The sequence below is a fragment of the Bacillus nitroreducens genome, from assembly GCF_964021195.1.
Map to the genome: position 1 here is coordinate 104,833 of NZ_CAXHYI020000001.1, position 21,099 is coordinate 125,931.

Below are 21,099 nucleotides of genomic sequence, written 5' to 3' on the forward strand. Positions count from 1 at the left end.
GTAGAGGTGTTTAATGATGAAGCATGGTAAATTATCAGGGATCGGAACAAACAAACATTTACAAGCAAATCTCATGATGTTACTTGTTACGATGCTTTGGGGTTCTTCTTATTTGTTTATGAAGATGGGACTCGATTCATTTCAAGAGTTTAATTTAGTCGCACTGCGTTTTGGCATAGCCTTTCTTTTAGCTGGAGCTGTATTCTATAAACGTATCATTCGCATGAATTTGAAAACATTCATTTACGGCTTTATACTTGGTACCATTTTATTTATTGTCATGTCAGTCGTCATCTTCGGATTAAAGTTCACGTCTGTTTCAAACGCAGGATTTTTATTTAGTCTCTCCGTCGTATTTGTCCCAATATTAGTAGCAGTGTTTTTTAAAACAAAACCTGATTTCAACGTTATTTTTGGAGTTTGTATCGCCATTACAGGGATTGCACTATTAACTTTAAAAAATGAATTACGTATTAATTTTGGAGATTTTCTAAGCATATTGGGTGCGATCTTTTATGCCATACAGATTATTGTGACAGATAAATTCACAAAGAGTGTTGATTCGATCACACTCGGAATTTTACAATTGGGTGTTGCAGGGGCTTGGGGACTGGTGTTTTCATTCCTGTTCGAAGAGCCACAATTACCTAGCACAACGGATTCATGGGTTTCTGTTATGGCATTAAGCGTTCTGTGTAGTGCAATTGGTTTTATCGGTCAAGCGTTCGCGCAAAAATATACCACCCCAACCCATACAGGCCTTATCTTTTCATTAGAACCCGTTTTTGCAGCTTTCTTTGCTTTTATTTTCTTTGGTGAAACACTTCACAAAAATGGATACATCGGAGCCATTCTTATCATGATTGGTGTATTACTCGCTCAGTTCACATTCAAAAAACCACTATTCAGAGTTCGATTCAACCATACAGTTGACAAGTCTAATGTGTAGCCCTACTTTATTAAATCACTCACTATACTTACATGGTCCCCTTCAATCACCGTTACTTTTCGGTAAAGTTGAAATACGCCTTATATATTGAGGATAGAGAGAAAACATGAAATAAGATAACAAATGGAGGATGAATTAGAAAATAAATTCATCCTCCATTTGTTATTGAAGGTTTAACTTATTTATCCAATTTGTTAAAATGGTACTAATTGTAAATGATTGGAGGCTAAAGTAGTGGCAACAATTGAAGACTTTTTAAAATTGGATATACGTATTGGTACGGTTATGAAAGCTGAACCCTTTCCAGAAGCACGAAAACCTGCCATCAAATTAGAAATAGATTTTGGAGAGATTGGTATGAAACAATCATCGGCACAAATTACCAAAAGATATATACCAGAACAACTCATTGGCCGTCAGGTGGCTGCAGTAGTCAATTTCCCTCCAAGACGTATCGCTGGTTTTAAATCGGAGGTATTGGTAATTGGAGGTGTACCAGAAGAAGGTGACGTTGTACTTTTAAAGCCAGATGAACCTGTTAAAAATGGAACCCCCATCGCATAATTTCAAAAGAACATCTACTTGTTTATAGTAGTTACGTATGCGATTGTCAAATCGAATAAATGTCCTATTTCGCATATGAAGTATTTCATTTGAACCAATCTTTGGTTTGAATTACTATATAAGGAGAACCTAAATCGTAATTTTGGAGGTGAGTTTATGAATATCATCGCTAATCAAGATAAGCTTGGTACTTCTAAAATTGACCTATTTTTATTTAAAATATTGTATTTATTAAGTTTTAAAAAATCGACATGGCTAAAGAAACAAATCATCCAAATGACAAAGGACCTTGAAACGGTAAAAAGCAAAAAAATCTTCTAGTTTGCGATTGTGAAAAAAGCATCATGGTGCTCAAGGGGAACATTAGGACAACTTAAAATACAGCAAAAAGACTAGTTGAAAATGATCAACCTAGTCTATTTTTTTTGCTACATTTCTAATCACCCTACTAATTGAAGGTGTTTTACAATTTCTCACCCTGATTTGAATCCATTAAGATATTCTTCTTCTGTTTTACCATTCTAAGCCGTTTAATTGTTATTGTCACTTTGACTTGACGAGATTTTTCGAGAAGCTAAAGCGATCAATCCACCAATGGCAATTAATACAATGTCAATCACAATCTCCATTCCCTGAAAGGCATCAATATAATTTACCAAAAACCAACTTTTTCCACCATTAGTTAAATGATTGATGAATCCCCCTACTCCTTGGATAAGAAATAGAAGGCTAATTCCACTAATAATTTCCTTCACAATGAATCACCTCTAACGAATTTTTTAGTTTATTATGCCTCTAAGACCGATGTTGAAAAAAACTGCTCCGATGACTCCTGTTGCAACTAAGAGTGATGAAATTGGAGCTTCACTAACTTTCGATCTAATTTTATGAAGTATTTGATGTAGTCTTTCTTTAAATATAAGGTTTACGCCTACCAATAGCAAAGATGGAAGGATCATGACTAGATTGTATCCAATGATTAGTAGGATAGAAGGTGTCGTCTTAATTGTTAGATGATCTAATAAAAAGACGGAATAAACGTAAGGCAATGCCGTCACAAATTCAATAAGGAAAACAATGCATCCTACTATAAGCATCCCTTTATTGGTTGTTCTTTTAGGAATAAATGAAATGATACGTTTTTTTGTAGCCTTAGTTGGTTTACTGAAGCTTATGAGAGCAAGAACAGCTCCAAACAGGATATAGAACCAATTGATGAATTCGATTTCAGATAATTGTTCTAACCTCTGTAAGAAAGGAATGCCACCAAAGTATAGGAATAAACCCATGATGAAGTAACCTAACTGAGTAACAAAAAGAAAAACAAGTAGACGAGAAGTTAATTGATTGGGTTGTGTCAATAATAGATAGGCAGTTACAGCAAGTACACCAGGACTAGCTATATCAATGCATGCACAAATGGAAATAATCATAATAACCATAGACAAATCTATGGATGAAGCAGGCATTAAGGCTTCTATCGTTTCAATCAAATGAATGGTCCCCCTTTCCTTGATGTGGTATTATTAAAATAACACACCGTGCTAAAAACATAATAACACAGTGTGCTAAAATAAGGAAGTGATATTTATCTATGCCAAAAATTGTGAATCACGAACAAAAGCGGAAGTCGATTGCCGAGGCAGCTTGGAACATTATAAAAAAAGAAGGCGTTGAAAAAGCATCTATTCGCAGAGTTGCAGCTGAAGCAGGCATGTCTGCAGGTGCATTAAGGCATTATTTTTCAACTCAGGACGAGATGTTATTGTTTATCATGAATTACTACTTGGAGGAAGGAAAAAAACGCACTCAAACAAAGGAATGGTCTGAAAACCCATTACAGGCAGTGGTGGAAGTTTTATTAGAGCTTGTACCTATTGATGAAGAAAGGAAAATTGAAACGAGTGTTTGGTGGATCTTGGCACTACGTTCCCTTACGAGTGAAACATTAAAAGAAAAAACAGTTGAAATGACGAACGGTACATATGAATTAGCACATTCAATGATTCAAATATTGGCTCATCAAGGGTTGTTATTAGATTCCTCTCAGGTTGAATTAGAAGAATCTAGATTATCAGCATTGATTGAAGGCTTGTCCATTCATGCACTGTTAAGACCTGATGAATACTCTCCAGAAAAGGTAAAGGATATAATTCGTTATCATGTAGAATCCATCTGCAAGGAAAATTAATGACGTTCATTGGGTTGTGCATATCATTCGACTGAACCATCAGTAACACAAACGGCGGTTTAGAATTGTTCTAAACCGCCTTTGTTTCAGAAACTGTTAAATTGTCACTGCATCAAATTTTTCTTGATAGAGTGGGAATTTGCTAATCAACTCGCGTGCTTCTTGTTTACAAGCTTCTAGCACCTCTTGATTCCCAATATTTTGTGCAACTTTGTTCATGATTGCCGCTATTTGTTCTACTTCCGCTTCCTTCAGTCCTCGTTGTGAAATTGCTGTTGTACCAATCCGAACGCCACTTGTAATGGACGGCTTTTGCGGATCAAATGGAATCATATTCTTGTTAACCGTGATTCCTACAAAGTCTAGTGCCTCTTGGAACTCTAGTCCCGTGATTCCTTTCGGACGTAAATCCACCATCACGAGGTGATTATCTGTTCCACCACTCACAATACGGAACCCGTCTTTTTCTAAGCAGGATGCCAAATGCTTTGCATTTTGAACCGTTTGGATCATTAATTGTTTGAATTCTTCTGTTGCGGCTCGCTTAAACATATAAGTTTTCGCTGCCATCGTATGAACATGGATGGATCCTAGTGTTCTTGGGAATACGCCGCGGTCTAATGCTTTGGCGTGCTCTGCTTTACACATGACCATTCCTCCACGTGGTCCACAGATTGTCTTCGTTGTGGAAGATGAAACGAAATCAGTGTGCGGGATTGGACTCGGAATGATTCCAGCCGCCACCAAACCAGAGACATGGGCAATATCCGCCATTGAATAAGCGCCTACTTTTTTCGCGATATCACCTATTCTCTCGTAATCAATTAATCTAGGATACGAGCTTCCGCCAGAAATAATGAGTTTTGGTTTATGCTTCAATGCTAACTCTTCTAATTCCTCGTAGTTAATTTGTTCCGTATCTTCGTGAACGCCGTAATGGATAAAATGATAATATTGACTTGTTTGGCTTGCCTTACTTCCATGGGTCAAGTGACCGCCTTGATCGAGACGCATGGACAGGACGGTATCGCCTGGCTTAAGGACAGCTGCATACACACTATAATTCGCCGTAGAACCAGAAATCGGTTGAATGTTCGCATGTTCTGCTTTAAATAAAGCCTTACATCTTTCAACACCTAAAATTTCCATCTGGTCAGCATATTCTGAACCTGATTGATAACGAGCGCCTGGATACCCTTCTAACGTTTTGTTTGTGAACACTGAGCCCTGTAATTCTAATGCAGGAATGGGAGCCGTACTTTCAGATGCAATCATTTCAATATTGTTTTCTTGACGCTTTAACTCTCCTACAACAATGTTATACAATTCCTCATCTGCTAGTTTCGTAGCTTGTAACATCGTTACCACCTCTTTGGATTTATTTTTAAAAAAACAGTTGTGATTTATATAAAATGTGTCTGGAAAAGCCTAAGCTTCTTCTTTTCTTATTCCTCTTTCGTAATACGATTGCCACACGTCTTCTGGAACCATATTTCCTCCCGTACTCCATGCGATGTGCGTCGCATCTTTCATATAAGGGAATAAATCATTGTTGGATAAATATTGACTTTGGGAAAATAATAGGGCTGGTCCAGGAATTCCAGCAACGGCAGAGGGTTCAAGCTTTTTCCCTTCTTGGTCGGCTATTTCACGTAATAGGACAAATAATTGTTCGTCAGAAACCGTATATACCCCGCTAATTAGCTCATTGAGTAACTTTCCTACAAACCCAGACGCTCTTCCAACAGCCAATCCATCTGCGTCTGTTTTATTATCAAGTCCAAAGTCACGAACGGAAATTTGGTCATGCTCCCCTGTCATTAGCCCCAATAACATACACGGTGAATGGGTAGGCTCGGCAAAGAAGCAATGCACATCGTCACCAAACGCACATTTCAATCCAAAGGCAATCCCGCCAGGTCCTCCACCGACCCCACACGGCAAATAAACAAAAAGTGGATGTTCAGCATTGACGGAAATTCCTCGTTCTTCTAATTGATTTTTTAATCGTCGGGCAGAAACGGCATATCCAAGAAACAGATTGACTGAGTTCTCATCATCAATAAAATAACTGTTTGGGTCGGCGAGAGATTCCTTTCTCCCCTCTTCGACCGCTTTGCTATAGTCATCCGAATGCTCAACAACACTGACTCCTTTGGATCGAAGCAAATCCTTTTTCCATTGTTTTGCATCCTCTGACATATGAATGGTGACGTTAAAACCAAGCATGGCACCCATGATGCCAATACTTAATCCTAAATTTCCTGTGGAACCGCATACAATTGATTGTGTAGAAAAAAACTCCTTAAACTCATTCCTCGCAAACTTTCGATAGTCACCTGAATGATGAATCATGCCAGCCTCTAGCGCTAAGTCTTCGGCATGCTTTAAAACTTCATAGATTCCTCCTCTTGCTTTAACAGAACCTGAAATTGGTAACTGATAATCCTCTTTTAAAAACAATTGGCCTTTAATCGACGTTTGATAGATTTGGTCTAGTTGTTTTTTCATTGAAGGAATCGGTACTAAAGGTGACTCAATGATGCCGTTGTTCATCCTCGTTTCAGGAAAAACCTCTGCAAGGTAAGGGGCAAATCGTTTTAACCTTGCCTCTGCTGTCATTACATCATTCTTACCGAGTGGTAGACTATCGTAGACTTTTTGAAATTCTGAATATGTATCATTTTCCCAAAAGACTTCTTTATACTGGATGATTCGTTGAATCAGTGGATGTTTCTTCCATGATTCAACAGACTGGGTCACAGACAAATTTCTCTTCCCCCCTTACAGAAGTATTATTCACTATGTTGATTTAATTTTTATTATAATGATGAACTATTTTTCTGTCAATTCAAACTTTTCACTATACTGAATGAATTTACTTTATAGTAATCATCATAATGGTAATTTATTACTAAACTAAAAATATAGAATTTTATAAAAATGATTGATTCTTGTGATTTTTTCTGTATAATCAGATTATATTCACGTAAATTACACTACACTCTCATTTCTATTACATACTTCGATCCTACTTCTTGCGTGTTGTTTATCACATCTTGTGCATATTACATAAAGCTAATCACTTAAATTGTAAGCGTTACCAATCAAATCGTTCTTTAAAAAGAAAACTTGATCGTTGAGTTTTAAGGAGGTGAAGAATGGTAAGGACCAAAAATATATGACTTCTAAGATTCACAACATGTTGGACTGAACTTTATTCCTATTATTTTAAAAAAGATATGTTAAGGGGGATTTTATGGAGACTGTTGTTAATGGGATTAATGATGTCTTATGGTCGAACCCGGTCATTTATATTTTACTAGCAGTTGGGGTACTATTCACCATCGTCACTCGTTGTCTTCAAATTCGACAAATAAAGGAAATGGTGCGTTTACTAGTTGATGGAAAAAGCTCGCAAGCTGGGGTTTCATCATTCCAAGCTCTATCGATTGCGCTTGGAGGACGTGTTGGAACTGGTAACATTGCTGGGGTGGCGACTGCCATTGCATTTGGTGGACCTGGAGCAATCTTCTGGATGTGTGTGATGGCATTCTTAGGAGCTGCCACTGCCTATGTTGAGTCAACCCTCTCACAAATTTATAAAGTAAAAGTAGATGGACAGTACCGCGGGGGGCCAGCCTACTATATTGAAAAAGGAATCGGCTGGAAATGGTTTGCCATTCTGTTTGCCATTGCTGGGATTATCGGAATGGGATTCCTTCTACCAACGACTCAATCAAATACAACGGTTGCAGCAATGAAAAATGCGTTTGGTTTTAACCCTTATATTTCTGGCGCAATTTATGTATTGCTATTTGCTATTATTATCTTTGGTGGAATCAAACGTATTGCAAGATTTGCTCAAGTCATTGTTCCATTTATGGCACTTGGATATATCTTAATGGCATTTATTATGATGTTATTGAACATTTCTGCTCTTCCAGAAGTCATTTCGATCATTATCAAAAGCGCCTTTGGTTTAGATTCAACATTCGGTGGAATTCTTGGTATGGCCGTCATGTGGGGAGTAAAACGTGGAATCTTCTCCAATGAAGCTGGTCAAGGTTCTGGTGCTCACCCTTCTGCAGCTGCTGAAGTTTCCCACCCAGCAAAACAAGGGTTTGTTCAAGCATTCTCCGTGTATGTTGACACATTGCTCGTGTGTGTGGCAACAGGATTTATGATTATCAGTACAGGCATGTACAATACAGAAGCACCAGACGGCACTTTACTTGTAAATAATGCTGGTGATGCAGAAATTGGCCCAGCTTATACACAGCTTGCCGTTGATACGGTATTCCCTGGATTCGGTGCTGGTTTCGTAGCGGTTGCATTGATTCTCTTTACCTTTACAACTCTACTTGCCTACTATTATATCGCTGAAACGAATCTCGTTTATTTACTAAAGGGTACAAGTAAAAGATGGGCATTCAGTCTATTAAAAATTGGGATGATTGTTATTACTTATTATGGTGCACTTCGTTCTGCCGAATTAGCTTGGGGATTTGGAGATATCGGTGTAGGAGTCATGGTTTGGATTAACGTCATAGCCATCCTCATCCTTGCGAAACCTGCATTAATTGCCTTAAAAGACTACGAGGCTCAAAAGAAACAAGGTCTAGATCCTATCTTCAACCCGAAAGCATTAGGAATTAAGAATGCGGATTATTGGGAAGAACGATATGAACAAGAACAAAGTTCTTCTCCAAAGAAACAGACAGTTGATACAAACACCGACACCCATTTAGACATGTAATAAATGAACCATCCATTTTAACGAAGGAAAGACTAGGATTCTCCATTTATCCTAGTCTTTTTGCATTTTATTGATATCGAATTGTTTAACTTAAGCTTCTCGTTCGGCCTAATTCCTCTCGGATCATTCGTTTCTTGTGATTACAAGATACAAAGATCATATTTTCTAGGAAATGTTGCTTTACAAATCGTCTTGAACAATTACACTTTATCAATCATTTGTTTACGAAGTACCTCAAGACTAAAGTGAATTTTTTTCCTTACATTAGATTTAGGGAGTTGCATGATATCACTGATCTTCTCTACTGAATAGCCAACGATATGCTTCAAAACGAAGGCTAAACGGTCACTGGCTTCTAACATGAAGATTTCTCTTTGAATTGCATCTATAGACTCAGCATTCTCTATTTCTGTGATTTGATTGGTTGTCTCTCGTAGACTTTCCAATACTAAATCTACGGTAATACGGAACAGCTTCGATCGAACTTTAGCACAGTTGTTGTAAACTCTTATGTTCCTATATGCCTCGATAAAAGCAGTTTGAGCAATCTGCTCAGCTACCTCTCTCTTTCCAATCATATAAAAACAAAGTTGGTACACTTCGTGTTGATAGCATTCTATAAAATTGGAAAAGGAAAGCTCCACGCGGTATTTCCTTTTTAAATTTAATACTATATCCATTTCGTTACCCCATTACTGTATATTCCAAATAACCCTACTATCAGATCAGACATTTCATTTATCATTTAATACTTTTTCATAAGCTCGCCATTACCTTTTCTATGATTGGTGATTTATCTCAAATCAAACGACTTCATTTTGTCTAATTCTTTCATTCTCTTTTTATGAAGTGCTTTTCGCCCCTCAATCCAGCCTCCAATAAGAAAAGCAAGACCAACTAAAAGAATTAATGCATATGCAAGAAACTTTTCATTTTCATTAACGAATATCCAAGTACGCCAACTCACGAAAACCAATGGGATAAGTGCTCCCCAATACACACTATTTCTGGTGGATAAAAAGTATTGCACACCGAGAATCCCAGCAATAAGAAAAACATCATAAAAACCAAAACCAAACATCATCTTTCACCCTTTTCTTTTTTATATTTTTCAATAATTAGCTTTGCTTCCTCTAAATTAATGCGGTCATCAATCAACAGTTGTTTAATGAATGTTACAAATTCCTCATTATCTGCAGCGTCATTTAATTTAATCTTTTCAATTAATCGATCCAACTTGATTCTCACGGTTGGATAAGAAACCTCATAAATCTTTGCGATTTCTTTTAAAGACCCTGAATTCATGACAAATCTTTTAATAAATTCCAAATCTTCCTCGTCTAGAGCTAAAATCCAATCTGGCACCTTTTTAAGTTCCATATATGCTTCACTCCTTTATATTCAACTTTAGTTTAACATAAATTTTAATAAAGTAAAGGTTTTATTTAATTTTATTTAATATTTATCGAAAATAATCTTTAATTTTTATAATAAATATATTTATATGGCTTTGGGATATTTCATTCTAGACGGGTGCGGTATGCTATTTATCACTTGAAACATAGTAATATACAGATAGGAAGACTGTTTTTGGAAAGTGGGAAAAGAAGAAATGCCCTTAAATCAAACATACATTTAGTTATTAGAATGAATAAAAAAAGTATAAATCTTCCGCCCCCAGTGTGGAAAATTTATACTTTCTTTTACATTATTTCAGTTGATTCAAAATCAAAAAGACTATAAAGTTTAAACGCCATCAAGAGTTCAAATCGAACTTCTGCATGATTTAAATCGACACCTAGTAGCTCTGAGATACGTTCCATTCGATATTCCAATGTACTTCGATGAATGAATAGTGCATTAGAGGCTTCTCTTACGTTGCCATTATGGAGTAGATAGACCTTTAGTGTCCCGAAGAGATCGACGTTATTTTTTTTCGAATACTGCATCAATATCCCAAGGTTTTTCTTGATAAACAGTTTGGCCGATGCCAAATCACTCGTATTGCTTAGAATTGTATAAGCACCGAGATCATCGTATAATGTATAGCCTCCATCAGGATTACGATTCATGATGACATTTTTCGCTTTGGATGCTTTCATGTAACAATCATAATAGTCTTCGAGTGCGTTTGTACTTCCACCGATTCCGATATAAGTCGTGATTCCTTCTTTTTTTGTTGAATCCGAGAGGTGTTTATAAAGACGTTCCCAAAAACTTTGATTACTCGGTGTTGGAACAATCATGATAAAATCTTCACCTTTACGACTGAAGATCATGTTTGAATAATGAAAAGATAAATCAGATTTTATCTGGTCCCATACTCGTGTTTTTTTAGCTTCTATCGCTACGACATTCTCCCCATCAGCCTCCGTTAGATGAAATGAACCTACAACAACCGTATGGGGTTTAAGTATATTCCAATTAGTCAAAGTTGCGTATTGAATAATCTTTTCTTGATTTTCAATTGTTTCTGTAAACAGTTGATTGATAAACCCTTCCTGTATCTGTTCTTTTGTATCAAGAACCAGTTTCTGTTTAATGAATTCAATCGCATACACGTTTAAGACATGGTCAATCGTAAGGCGAATTAGGCGGTTCATTTTTTTCTTGAATAAACTCACAATCATGTACCCTAATCCTTGATTCCCCTGCAAAATGGGGAATACATATAAGTCTGTGCCATTCACTGTAATAGTCAGGTCTTCTGTATGTAAGTTTGTAATATCGTTTTTATTCAAAATGATTTCATGTTCGTATTCATTTTGTAGATGTTTTTCCTCTTGTTTTACCTTTGAGGTGATGGGATTCAGAAAACGATCATATAAAAAGACGGTACTATCGATCATAGCGCTGATTGTATTTGTAATCTCAACTAAATCAGCACCTTTTACTGTCTTTTTCACTAATTCTTGTTGATGCTCAATGATGGTCTCAAGATTTTTTTTACTTTCATATTCAAATCGATAAAGTCTTGCGTTTTCGATTTGCATGGACACGAAGTCTGAAACAAATTTCAGAAATTCCAAATCTTCTTCCGTAAAATAGGCTTCTCCACCAGTTGTGACATAGATTACGCCAATTGTTTTTAAATTAACTAGTAATGGAACTGTGAGTTCTGTTCCTCCTGTGACCTCAACATATGGAAAATAGGCGTCTAATGATTGATCCGAATTGATATGTATCTTAAATGGATGTCCGACAGGCCCATACCATGGCGGATGGAGATTAAAGCATGTGTTTTCTTCATCATATAAAAAGACACACGCACTATTTGCTTTTGTTCCTTTACATGCTCGTTCCACCACTTTCTCAATAATATGTTCAATTGAAGAGTTTGGGAGGATATTCTCCTTAATCCATTCAATTCCCTTCATTTTACGTTTTTGACTTTCCTTCTCACGCGCAATGATTAGTGATGATGCGACATCATGACCGAATTCTGTAAAGATTTGCTCTGCTTCTATAATTAATGGAATGAATTCTCGAAAGCCAATCACGCAAAGTCCAAAGCTTTCGTTTATATTATGTAAGGGGACTGTAAACCATGTTGATAGGTTTTCATTTTTAATCGCAGAATGAAAAGCACAGTTGGTTTCTTCACGCTTATCCTTCTGCCACCAAATGGCTTTTTTAAGGAGCTTAGGAGAGCAGTTGTTAACATCTAAGTGGAGTGTTTGGTCGATAGTGAATTGGTCTCCTTTCCAAACCTTAGGAACAAGCTTTCCTTTTTCATATAGGACGACTCCCACTAGATCACATGCATATTCCTTATAAAATCCTTCTAACAAGTAATCTAGTGTTTCTTCAATCGTATCGAATGTAACAAGGTGGCGCGCCATCGTGCGCAAATGATTATCAATTTTCTTCATTAACTTTTCTCGCTCACTCGTTAACTTCAAAGAAATCGCCACCTTATCCATTGTTTTCTATATACATTCCACTTGATGATTCGAATTCCTTCTTAAAGCAACTAATTTATATAGAAATACCTATTTAAGTATTTCTCTCGCAATGACAACTCGTTGAATTTGATTCGTACCTTCGTAAATTTGCATAATTTTTGCATCTCTAAAATATTTCTCTACTGGGTACTCACGGATAAATCCATAACCTCCAAAAATTTGCACAGCATCAGTTGTTACCTTCATAGCGGTATCAGAGGCAAAACATTTTGCAAAGGAAGCATGCTTGATAGATGGGGTTCCAGATTGTACATATTGAACAGCTTGATGAACAAGGAGTCTTGCCGCTTCGATATTCATAGCCATATCAGCAAGCATGAATTGAATCGCCTGTAAATTAGAAATCGATTGCCCAAATTGAATTCTTTCCTTTGAATAAGAAAGGGCATCTTCATAGGCAGCTTGTGCAATACCTACTGCTTGCGCCCCTACCATAGGTCTCGCATTCATAAGCCCTTGCAAAAAGATTTTTAAGCCATCTCCCTCCGCTCCGATTCGATTCGAGACTGGAACACGAACGTCTTCAAAAATAACCGAGGCTGTATTAGAAGCTCGTAAACCAAGCTTTTTCTCCTTAACACCTACCTGTACCCCATCGGAATCCCGCTCTATTACGAATGCAGTAAAACCACGGTCTTTTACATGGGTTAATACAACAAAAAAGTCAGCATAGCTTGCATTCGTAATAAAACACTTTTCCCCATTTATAATGTATTCGTCACTACTTCTTTTGGCAGTCGTTTTCAAAGAACTTACATCACTCCCAGCGCCTGGTTCAGTCAGGGCAAAAGAAGCAAACTTTCCTTCCCTTGTGAGTTGGGTTAGATATTTCTTCTTAAGCTCTTCACTTCCTCCCACGAGAATGGGATAGGATGAAAGAGAGTTAGCCTCGATGCTTGTTGCAACGCTTGCACATGCTCTAGCAATCTCTTCAACAATTAAAGCGTGTGAGACCTTATCGATGCCAGGCCCACCATACTCCTCTGGAATAGCAAGATTAGATAAACCTACCTCATGTAATCTGTTAATGATTTCTAACGGAAATTTTTCCTCTTCGTCATACTCTCTTGCATAAGGCGTAATTTCATTCGTAGCGATATCACGTGCAAAGCTTTTAATTGTTTGTTGTTCGTCAGTTACGATAAAACTCACATAAATCACCCTTCTATATGACATTCTCTGTATAATCTAAATATGTGGATAACGTCAGCTTCAGGTTTCCCTAACGCAGATGCTGGACCCGTTTTAGAAACAATAACACCGATTTTAATCGTATCTGAAGATTCCTCATTCGGATTTGCATTAACTTCACTGTTTTCACCTTGCGTTTGGTTTGAACCACCACTACAACCAGCAGTGAGGAATATACTTAAACAAATGACCAAAAATGACCAGACCCTCGTTTTGTTTTTTCATCGCAATTCGGCCCCCAACTTCTCTTTTAATTGTTCTTGAAGAGTAATTTTTCTAATTTTCCCGCTGGCTGTCATTGGAAATTCGTCCAAGATGAGCAATTTATCTGGGACTTTATAGTCCGCTACTCTAGGTCTTATGAATGCCAAAAGTTCTTCGACACTAGGTGAAGTGTTTGGCTTAACCTTCACGCAAGCACAAGAGATTTCTCCTAATACAGTGTCAGGGAGTCCGACTATTGCCACTTCCATCACATCTGGGTGTGTATAAAAAACTTCTTCTATTTCTCTAGGGTAGATATTGTAGCCACCTCGAATGATCATTTCTTTTTTTCGTCCGACAATTCTTACGTTTCCTTGCTCGTCTAATGTCCCGAGGTCACCTGAATAAAACCAGCCATCCTCATCCAATGCTTCCCGCGTTTTTTCAGGCATATTGTAATAACCCTTCATAACACCGAAACCACGACAAGCTATTTCACCAACCACGTTAAGACCTACTTCTTCTCTAAATTCGTTAACAATTTTTACTTCGGCACCTGGAAGTACCTTTCCAACAGTTTCGGCACGAATTTGATCGTCATCGTCAAAAGCCGTCATCGTTAGGGTTGGTGATGTCTCACTTAACCCATAGCAAACGACAATATCACAGCCCATCTCGGTGCGGATACGCTTCACGATTTCAACAGGACATGGAGCTGCTGCGATAATTCCCGTTCTTAATGAAGACAGGTCATAATTTTTAAATTCAGCATGATTCAGCTCTAGAATAAACATCGTCGGTACACCATGCTTAACGGTGATCCTTTCGTTTTGTATCGTTTCCAACGCATCCTTGGCATTATATTTTTCTGCTAAGACCATTCGAGCACCTACAGCAATCGTACTTAGAATGCTAGGCACCATACCAAATACGTGGAAAAGTGGAACAGCTACATAAAAGACATCATCTTCCGTACACTTCATCTCTTCAGCTGTAATCATCGCCGTGTTTACAAAGTTACTATGGGTTAACATTGCTCCTTTTGGCGCTCCTGTAGAACCTGAAGTATATAAGATACAGAAAATATCATCCGCCGAATCGATTGGAACAGGAGAGATTGTTTGATCGTCCACTCTTTCAAGCAATTGTTCATAACTCATGAGTTCATCTTTTATACACCGAACTGTAATGAGTCTTTCAAGACTTGAAACACGTTGAAACGCTAACGTAAATTGTTCATAATGGTTAACTCCACCAAATTCTTCGGTAAAAAAGGCAATCTTCGCCTCAGAATTTCGTAAAATGTACTCAACTTCATCTTGTCGATAACGAGTATTGAAAGGTACGATGATACCTCCAAGATGAGAGACTGCCAAATAAATCACGACAAATTCATTCCAATTTGGTAGGCAAACTGCAATCTTATCGCCCTTTGTAATCCCGATTTCTTGTAGGGAGGATGCTAGAAGTAGAGATTTCTCCCACAACTCCTGATAGGAAAGCCTTGTGTAACCATCGTATGAAACTTCGCGATGAGGATTTTTTACGCAAACGCTTTCCAAAAGTTCCGAAACACTCTGTTTGCTTAATTCTTTTTTCAAGTCATTCACCCCAATACTAAAATTTCTTAGGTTAGTAGGTACTACCCCCGAATGTTTCCTCCTACAAGACTTCCCAAATTGCCGCGATTCCTTGGCCTCCGCCAATACATAATGCAGATGCACCGTATTTTTTATTTCTTCTCTTAAGTTCGTAAATGAGGGATAAACTAATTCTTGCTCCACTCGCTCCGAGAGGATGTCCTAATGCTACAGCACCACCATTGACATTTCCGATGCTCGGGTCAAAGCCTAATTCCTTTTGACAAGCAAGATATTGAGCAGCAAAAGCTTCATTTATTTCAATTAAATCCAAATCCTCGACTCTCATATTTGCACGCTCTAATGCTTGACGTATGGCAGGGGCAGGGCCAATTCCCATGTACTTTGGTTCAACGCCAACAATTCCCCATGAAACCAATCTTGCTAAGGGTTTTAGATTTCGTTTTTGGGCATAATCACTAGAAGTAACCACCATTGTTGCGGCACCGTCATTAATACCACTGGCATTTCCTGCTGTAACAACACCGTTTTCTTTAAATCGAGCTGGTAATCGATTTAAAACATTGAGCGGAGTATCACGTGGATGTTCATCCTCATCAATCACCTTTTCACTTTTTCTCAATTTCACCGTTACGGGTACAATTTCCTCTGCAAAGACCCCTTTTTCTTGAGCTTCTAATGCACGCTTATGGCTGTTGGATGCAAACTCATCAATTTGATCTCTTGAAATCTCATATTTTTCTGCCAGGTTTTCTGCTGTAATAGCCATTGAGCATTTCCCATACGGATCATAGAGAGCTTCCCACAGATAATCTTCCATTGGTGCTTTTCCTAGCGGTAACCCCCATCTAGCCCCACGAACAACATGTGGAACCTGACTCATATTTTCTGTACCGCCCGCAATACTGACATTGGATTCTCCAAGTTTAATAGATTGCGCGGCATTTACGATAGCTTGTAAGCCTGAACCACATAGTCGATTAACCGTTAATCCAGGTACATGCTCAGGAATGCCTGATTTTAATCCTACATGTCTGGCCATATAAATTGCGTCAGTGCTAGATTGAATAACATTTCCGATTACTACTTGATTTACTTCCTCTGGCTGAATGGATGACCTGCGCATAGCTTCCTTTGTTGTATGTACAGCAAGGTCAATGGCAGATACATCACGAAACGATCCACCGAATTCTGTAAAAGCAGTACGTGCACCATCAATCACTACAATATCTTTACTCAATATACTTCACCTTACCTTCCAACAAATTGAGGCTTTCTTTTTTCAACAAAAGACTTCATTCCTTCAACACGATCCTCACTTGCAAAGGCATTACCAAAGCAAGCTGTTTCTAGGTCTAAGGCCGCCTGTAAGTCCACCTCTGTCCCACGATTTATAGATGTCTTTAACATTTTCATAGCAATCCGTGGTTTTTGTGCTAGTTTTTCAGCCCACTGAATGGATTCTTCCAGTACACGCTCTGATTCTACTACTTTATTGACCAAACCTACTTCAAGTGCTTTTTCGGCATCAATCATCTCTCCAAAATAAAGCAATTCTTTTGCCTTTGCTTGACCAATTAAACGTGGAAGACGTTGCGTTCCACCCCCACCTGGGATAATTCCAAGATTAATTTCAGGTAATCCAAACTTTGTTGTGGGTGAGCCGATTCGGAAATCACAGGCCAGTGCTAATTCACAACCACCACCTAGAGCAAGCCCATTCACTGCGGCAATGACTGGCTTTGAAATGGATTCGATTTTGTCATAGGCAAGGCGTGAGATTCTTGACATTTCCATCATGTCTGCCCCATCTAAATTCACCATTTCATTAATATCAGCCCCTGCGGCAAAAGCGCGGTCACCTTTTCCTGTTAGAATAATAGCCCGAACTTCTGAATCCTTTTCAAGTTCCTCAAATAACGTAAATAATTCATGATAGACTTGGCTACTTAATGGATTGTATGGAGGTCGATTAAGATAGACGATTCCGATATGTTGATTATTTGTAAGATATTGAATAGTATCCATTGTTTTGTAACACAACCTTCCGATATTTTAGTTATGATAGTCGTACCATCCTGCTCCTGCTTTTTTTCCAACTCGTCCTGCGCGTACTAAATTCCGCAATGTAAGGGGTGCTGCAAATCGTTGGTCCTTGAATTCTTCGTAAAAGTAATCCATCACATGAAGCCCAATATCGACTCCTGCATAGTCTTGTAAAGTAAACGGACCCATTGGATAATTCAGCCCTAAAGTAACAGCCTTATCAATATCTTCTGGGCTAGCTACTCCTTCTTCCACTAAGCGGATCGCTTCAATAAATTGAGGAATCATAATTCGATTAACAATAAATCCTGGTACATCCTTCTTCACTTCAATTGGTTCTTTTTTCATTGCAATCGCTAATTCTTTGAATGCGTGTATCGTTTGATCACTTGTTTTGTACCCTCTAATGACCTCTACTAGTTTCATCACTTGCGGGGGATTAAAGAAATGCATTCCAGCTACTTGTTCTGGTCTGTTGGTTGCACTTGCAAGGACGGTAATTGACATGGAGGAAGTATTTGATGCAATGTATGCTTCTGGTTTTAAAATTTCATCTAGCTGCTGAAAGATTTCTTTTTTTGCATCTAAATCTTCAATAATCGCCTCAATAACAGCATCACAGTCTCTGACCTCAGACATGTTTGTTGTGAGTTTGATTCTTGAAAGAATGACCGCTTTATCATCCTCTGTTAATTTCCCTTTACTTATGGATCGATCCATCCATTTTTCCATTCGAGTTTGTGCGCGATCTAAAAATCGTTGATCGACATCTACAAGCACTACTTCGTATCCACAAATGGCTGCTTGATGAGCAATCGCGCCACCCATCGTTCCTGAACCAACCACACCAATTTGGCTAAATTTCAAGGTAAACCCCTCCATTATGTCTATTTTTCATACAGTAGTCTAAATCTTTGTAATTTTCATGTTAATTATAGTGTTTTTAGTAAAATGCTATCTACCTTAAATTTGCGGAATTGAGCTGGACGCATTTCGGAAAATGGCGGAAAGGTGGGTCTTTGTTCACAAGACTGAGCAATTACGTAAAAAAACTGACTCAACTCCGAGTCAGTTTGTAAGGTTTTACTATTTATTTGGCAGTGCAATAGGTTCATCTAAAGCACCCAATCGTTGAATAACAGAACTATATTATTTTTCCAAATCTTTTCTAACTTGTTCTTTCCATATTTTTATTTTATTTATCGCATTTTCCTCTCCATATATATAAATATCTTCTATTGTCATTGACCAATTTCTATACATACGTTTTCTTTTGTTAGTTGTTATTGGATTGGTTATTTGTTGAACAACTTTTATATTTCCTTAGTGAAAAAACATAACTCATGTTTCTGTTGAAACCCGACTTTCTTATATAGATTTATAGCATTTTGATTACTCGCATTGACACATAGTGTAATTGAATCGATACTTTCAAAAGTGAAAAGCCATTTTAAAGCTACCGTTAATAGTTTTCCCCCGATTCCTTTTCCCCTCTCACTTTCTTCAACAGCAAAAAATTCAATACTTGCTTCTCCATAAGTTGGTTCAGCTTCTACATAAATATAGCCACATAATTGTCCGTCATTTACAATAATAAATACTTTTCGCTCCTCATTTAGCCGTTTAATAATTTGTTGACCATTATAATAAGTATTAGGGAATGATTTATCATGCAGTTGTACCAATTCCGAGTAATAGTCTTTCGTTAATTCTTGGATAACAACATCTTCTAATTCTTTTACTCGACTTCGACTAAATTCCAAGATTGTTTGATCACTGTGTCTATTAAAAGCAAGCTCATTTACAAGTTCTAGAACTTTTTTATTTTCCTTATTTGGAAACATATTAATCGAGTTTATTTCATTAGGTAGTAAATCAATCATCTTTCTCCACACGCTCATCGCAATGTCCCATTTATCTTCTTTAATAAATGGTCCCCATACTTCAGCACTATTGTTCTCCAAATCTGCATCAAATCCTACTACACCAATCAGTTCACCTTCCTCATACACAGTCAAAAAACTGTTATTGTACGGAATATCTGTCATGTCTTCTCTTAATGTGTGAGCAATTTCTAAACAATCTTGACCACAATAGCCAATATGAAATTCTTGAATACTATTCATATGTGAAATAAATTTAGCGACACTTTCAACTTCTTCATTTTTCATTAAGGTTATTACTGTCATATCCTAATCCTCTTCAAAAACGAGCTTCTTCCGATTATTTTTGAATTTTTAACCCAACCTATAATACCAGTTTTTGGTTCATCTAACCTGCCCTGTTGAAGTAGCACAAACCTTGTTCAGATCTCCCCGTTCGTATAATTTCAATGAGCCTCCTCAGGGCGTTTCAAATATGTCGGTGAGGTCACTTCCCGTATAAAAATGATGGCATCATAGTGATCTTGGGGATACACAACCATTGGCGATAAACCTGAAAATCCAGATTCCAACAACCACCATTTTCTGTTGAACCACATTTTTTTATCCGTATTTTGATCGTTCTCGTTTAAAGGCAGAAATAAATCAAATTCGGATGTCTCATAGAGTAATGTTTCTAGTTGAAAGTGTTTTTTCTTCTTTACATCTAGTTCTAATTCAACTCGTAATTGCGTTGCAAACTGTCCACTCCCCGCATAAAAACCAATTGAATAAAAGTCTTCAGGGTATTTCTTTTGCAACCAATACCCAACTGAACGAATCCCTAATAGTTTTGCCGTGAGCGGGCGGCTTTTACGAATGTGGAAATTGTGAGCCCATACAATGATTTTCTCATTTTTATAAAAGTCATTCATCAGCCATTCTAAATTTTGAAACATATGAAAACCTCTTTGAATTCCAGAGGACAAATACCCTTTTAGATTCACCTGTAACCATTGCAGCCGATTTTGCATACCTCGATGGATCAACCGTAACATCCTTTGTAATGCTGGATCCGTTTCGTTCTTTTGTTTGTGAACTATGATATTTAGGATCGTTTCGTAATCTCGAATGGCGACCTTCATTCTCTCTTTTAATGGTTTTGTTACCTTTACCATCATTTCTTTTTCTATATTAAAAAAGTTATTTTCAACTGTTTTTATCGATTGATAGAATTCATTATCCGAATGATTTTTTATCCATCCTATTATCTTCTCGGAGATTAACGGATATGTAGGTTGAGGGTCCATCCCACTGATTTCTATTGATTGAGCCCATTTCTCAACAAACAGCGGCATCATTTCTTCATTATGGTAAATATCTAATAAGCAATGTTGAATCTGTTTTTCAGGGGGATCATCACGTAAAAACGACTTACACAATGTTGCTTCTAAAAGGCCGCTTTCAAGTACGACTACATTAAACCCGTGATGTTGATGTAAGTAGCGGATTAAGTCTATTTTAGTAGTGAAATAGTCTGCGATTCCGTGAGAATTTTCACCAAGCAGAATGAATCGTTTATCTTTTATATAGCGGTCTATAAATGAAAAGTCTTTCGATGTTTTTATTTCTGAAGATGTTCTGTTCATTTGATTCTTCCAACGATTTTTCGTACTCTCCCTGACAAACCACATATATCACTTCCCCCATTCTAAGGACCACTCGTTACTTTTAGTAGATTCTACAGCATTTCTAGGGATGTCACTT

21 protein-coding genes are annotated in these 21,099 nt (G+C 37.5%); 5 read left to right on the forward strand and 16 right to left on the reverse strand.

The window, feature by feature from the left end; all coding sequences use genetic code 11:
• Nucleotides 1-16: 16 nt before the first annotated feature.
• The 3 genes from ACWPVE_RS00575 (at nucleotide 17) to ACWPVE_RS00585 (ending at nucleotide 1,834) form a co-directional block, all read left to right on the forward strand.
• Nucleotides 17-949, forward strand: coding sequence for a DMT family transporter (locus ACWPVE_RS00575; RefSeq protein ID WP_453989873.1), 933 nt, complete (start codon nucleotides 17-19; stop codon nucleotides 947-949).
• A gap of 234 nt (nucleotides 950-1,183) precedes the next feature.
• Nucleotides 1,184-1,513: a chaperone CsaA gene (gene csaA, locus ACWPVE_RS00580; RefSeq protein ID WP_453989875.1), complete on the forward strand. Its 330-nt coding sequence runs from the start codon at nucleotides 1,184-1,186 to the stop codon at nucleotides 1,511-1,513.
• A gap of 156 nt (nucleotides 1,514-1,669) precedes the next feature.
• On the forward strand, nucleotides 1,670-1,834 hold the full coding sequence (locus ACWPVE_RS00585) for a hypothetical protein (RefSeq protein ID WP_453989877.1): 165 nt from the start codon (nucleotides 1,670-1,672) through the stop codon (nucleotides 1,832-1,834).
• Nucleotides 1,835-2,043: 209 nt separating this feature from the next.
• Here ACWPVE_RS00585 and ACWPVE_RS00590 read toward each other — a convergent pair whose 3' ends face one another.
• Together ACWPVE_RS00590 and ACWPVE_RS00595 are read right to left on the reverse strand one after the other, a co-directional pair.
• Nucleotides 2,044-2,268, reverse strand: a complete 225-nt coding sequence (locus ACWPVE_RS00590) for a hypothetical protein (protein ID WP_453989879.1) — start codon at nucleotides 2,266-2,268, stop codon at nucleotides 2,044-2,046.
• A gap of 24 nt (nucleotides 2,269-2,292) precedes the next feature.
• Nucleotides 2,293-3,006 (reverse strand): GAP family protein, encoded by a 714-nt coding sequence (locus tag ACWPVE_RS00595; RefSeq protein ID WP_453989881.1) that lies wholly within the window; start codon nucleotides 3,004-3,006, stop codon nucleotides 2,293-2,295.
• Nucleotides 3,007-3,107: 101 nt separating this feature from the next.
• Between ACWPVE_RS00595 and ACWPVE_RS00600 the strand changes: the two genes are divergently transcribed.
• Nucleotides 3,108-3,704: a TetR/AcrR family transcriptional regulator gene (locus ACWPVE_RS00600; protein WP_453989883.1), complete on the forward strand. Its 597-nt coding sequence runs from the start codon at nucleotides 3,108-3,110 to the stop codon at nucleotides 3,702-3,704.
• Nucleotides 3,705-3,800: 96 nt separating this feature from the next.
• Here the strand turns inward: ACWPVE_RS00600 and ACWPVE_RS00605 are convergent, their stop codons facing one another.
• Together ACWPVE_RS00605 and ACWPVE_RS00610 are read right to left on the reverse strand one after the other, a co-directional pair.
• Nucleotides 3,801-5,063: a serine hydroxymethyltransferase gene (locus tag ACWPVE_RS00605; RefSeq protein ID WP_453989885.1), complete on the reverse strand. Its 1,263-nt coding sequence runs from the start codon at nucleotides 5,061-5,063 to the stop codon at nucleotides 3,801-3,803.
• Between the two features lie 69 nt (nucleotides 5,064-5,132).
• Nucleotides 5,133-6,473 (reverse strand): D-serine ammonia-lyase, encoded by a 1,341-nt coding sequence (locus tag ACWPVE_RS00610; protein WP_453989887.1) that lies wholly within the window; start codon nucleotides 6,471-6,473, stop codon nucleotides 5,133-5,135.
• 490 nt (nucleotides 6,474-6,963) lie between these two features.
• Between ACWPVE_RS00610 and ACWPVE_RS00615 the strand changes: the two genes are divergently transcribed.
• Nucleotides 6,964-8,463 (forward strand): alanine/glycine:cation symporter family protein, encoded by a 1,500-nt coding sequence (locus tag ACWPVE_RS00615; protein WP_453989889.1) that lies wholly within the window; start codon nucleotides 6,964-6,966, stop codon nucleotides 8,461-8,463.
• A gap of 200 nt (nucleotides 8,464-8,663) precedes the next feature.
• Here ACWPVE_RS00615 and ACWPVE_RS00620 read toward each other — a convergent pair whose 3' ends face one another.
• The 12 genes from ACWPVE_RS00620 to ACWPVE_RS00675 all read right to left on the reverse strand — a co-directional run bounded on the left by ACWPVE_RS00620 (nucleotide 8,664) and on the right by ACWPVE_RS00675 (nucleotide 21,026).
• Complete coding sequence (locus tag ACWPVE_RS00620) at nucleotides 8,664-9,143, reverse strand: sigma factor-like helix-turn-helix DNA-binding protein (RefSeq protein ID WP_453989891.1); 480 nt, start codon at nucleotides 9,141-9,143, stop codon at nucleotides 8,664-8,666.
• A 113-nt stretch (nucleotides 9,144-9,256) separates the two neighbouring features.
• On the reverse strand, nucleotides 9,257-9,544 hold the full coding sequence (locus ACWPVE_RS00625; protein ID WP_453989893.1) for a hypothetical protein: 288 nt from the start codon (nucleotides 9,542-9,544) through the stop codon (nucleotides 9,257-9,259).
• On the reverse strand, nucleotides 9,544-9,843 hold the full coding sequence (locus ACWPVE_RS00630) for a DUF2089 family protein (RefSeq protein WP_453989895.1): 300 nt from the start codon (nucleotides 9,841-9,843) through the stop codon (nucleotides 9,544-9,546). Before ACWPVE_RS00630 ends, ACWPVE_RS00625 begins: the two co-directional genes overlap by 1 nt.
• Nucleotides 9,844-10,166: 323 nt before the next feature.
• Nucleotides 10,167-12,365 (reverse strand): helix-turn-helix domain-containing protein, encoded by a 2,199-nt coding sequence (locus ACWPVE_RS00635; protein ID WP_453989896.1) that lies wholly within the window; start codon nucleotides 12,363-12,365, stop codon nucleotides 10,167-10,169.
• Between the two features lie 90 nt (nucleotides 12,366-12,455).
• Complete coding sequence (locus ACWPVE_RS00640; RefSeq protein WP_453989898.1) at nucleotides 12,456-13,580, reverse strand: acyl-CoA dehydrogenase family protein; 1,125 nt, start codon at nucleotides 13,578-13,580, stop codon at nucleotides 12,456-12,458.
• Nucleotides 13,581-13,585: 5 nt separating this feature from the next.
• Nucleotides 13,586-13,813 (reverse strand): hypothetical protein, encoded by a 228-nt coding sequence (locus ACWPVE_RS00645; RefSeq protein ID WP_453989900.1) that lies wholly within the window; start codon nucleotides 13,811-13,813, stop codon nucleotides 13,586-13,588.
• Nucleotides 13,814-13,840: 27 nt separating this feature from the next.
• On the reverse strand, nucleotides 13,841-15,424 hold the full coding sequence (locus tag ACWPVE_RS00650) for an AMP-binding protein (RefSeq protein ID WP_453989902.1): 1,584 nt from the start codon (nucleotides 15,422-15,424) through the stop codon (nucleotides 13,841-13,843).
• Between the two features lie 61 nt (nucleotides 15,425-15,485).
• Nucleotides 15,486-16,664 carry an acetyl-CoA C-acetyltransferase gene (locus ACWPVE_RS00655; RefSeq protein ID WP_453989904.1) on the reverse strand — a complete coding sequence of 393 codons (1,179 nt, stop codon included), beginning with the start codon at nucleotides 16,662-16,664 and terminating at the stop codon, nucleotides 15,486-15,488.
• Between the two features lie 11 nt (nucleotides 16,665-16,675).
• Nucleotides 16,676-17,452 (reverse strand): enoyl-CoA hydratase/isomerase family protein, encoded by a 777-nt coding sequence (locus ACWPVE_RS00660; RefSeq protein WP_453989906.1) that lies wholly within the window; start codon nucleotides 17,450-17,452, stop codon nucleotides 16,676-16,678.
• Nucleotides 17,453-17,479: 27 nt separating this feature from the next.
• Nucleotides 17,480-18,337, reverse strand: a complete 858-nt coding sequence (locus tag ACWPVE_RS00665) for a 3-hydroxyacyl-CoA dehydrogenase family protein (RefSeq protein WP_453989908.1) — start codon at nucleotides 18,335-18,337, stop codon at nucleotides 17,480-17,482.
• A 446-nt stretch (nucleotides 18,338-18,783) separates the two neighbouring features.
• Entirely contained in the window at nucleotides 18,784-19,659 is an 876-nt protein-coding gene (locus ACWPVE_RS00670) for a GNAT family N-acetyltransferase (protein ID WP_453989910.1), read from the reverse strand.
• Between the two features lie 140 nt (nucleotides 19,660-19,799).
• A complete protein-coding gene (locus tag ACWPVE_RS00675; protein WP_453989912.1) occupies nucleotides 19,800-21,026 on the reverse strand; it encodes an erythromycin esterase family protein in 1,227 nt (408 codons plus the stop codon).
• Between the last annotated feature and the right edge of the window lie 73 nt (nucleotides 21,027-21,099).

Excerpts from the sequence above, each read along its gene's own strand:
- ACWPVE_RS00575 (WP_453989873.1), top strand. The coding sequence starts at position 17 with ATGAAGCATGGTAAATTATCAGGGATCGGAACAAACAAACATTTACAA.
- ACWPVE_RS00585 (WP_453989877.1), top strand. The coding sequence starts at position 1,670 with ATGAATATCATCGCTAATCAAGATAAGCTTGGTACTTCTAAAATTGAC.
- ACWPVE_RS00600 (WP_453989883.1), top strand. The coding sequence starts at position 3,108 with ATGCCAAAAATTGTGAATCACGAACAAAAGCGGAAGTCGATTGCCGAG.
- ACWPVE_RS00605 (WP_453989885.1), bottom strand. The coding sequence starts at position 5,063 with ATGTTACAAGCTACGAAACTAGCAGATGAGGAATTGTATAACATTGTT.
- ACWPVE_RS00615 (WP_453989889.1), top strand. The coding sequence starts at position 6,964 with ATGGAGACTGTTGTTAATGGGATTAATGATGTCTTATGGTCGAACCCG.
- ACWPVE_RS00620 (WP_453989891.1), bottom strand. The coding sequence starts at position 9,143 with ATGGATATAGTATTAAATTTAAAAAGGAAATACCGCGTGGAGCTTTCC.
- ACWPVE_RS00625 (WP_453989893.1), bottom strand. The coding sequence starts at position 9,544 with ATGTTTGGTTTTGGTTTTTATGATGTTTTTCTTATTGCTGGGATTCTC.
- ACWPVE_RS00630 (WP_453989895.1), bottom strand. The coding sequence starts at position 9,843 with ATGGAACTTAAAAAGGTGCCAGATTGGATTTTAGCTCTAGACGAGGAA.
- ACWPVE_RS00660 (WP_453989906.1), bottom strand. The coding sequence starts at position 17,452 with ATGGATACTATTCAATATCTTACAAATAATCAACATATCGGAATCGTC.
- ACWPVE_RS00670 (WP_453989910.1), bottom strand. The coding sequence starts at position 19,659 with ATGACAGTAATAACCTTAATGAAAAATGAAGAAGTTGAAAGTGTCGCT.
- ACWPVE_RS00675 (WP_453989912.1), bottom strand. The coding sequence starts at position 21,026 with ATGTGGTTTGTCAGGGAGAGTACGAAAAATCGTTGGAAGAATCAAATG.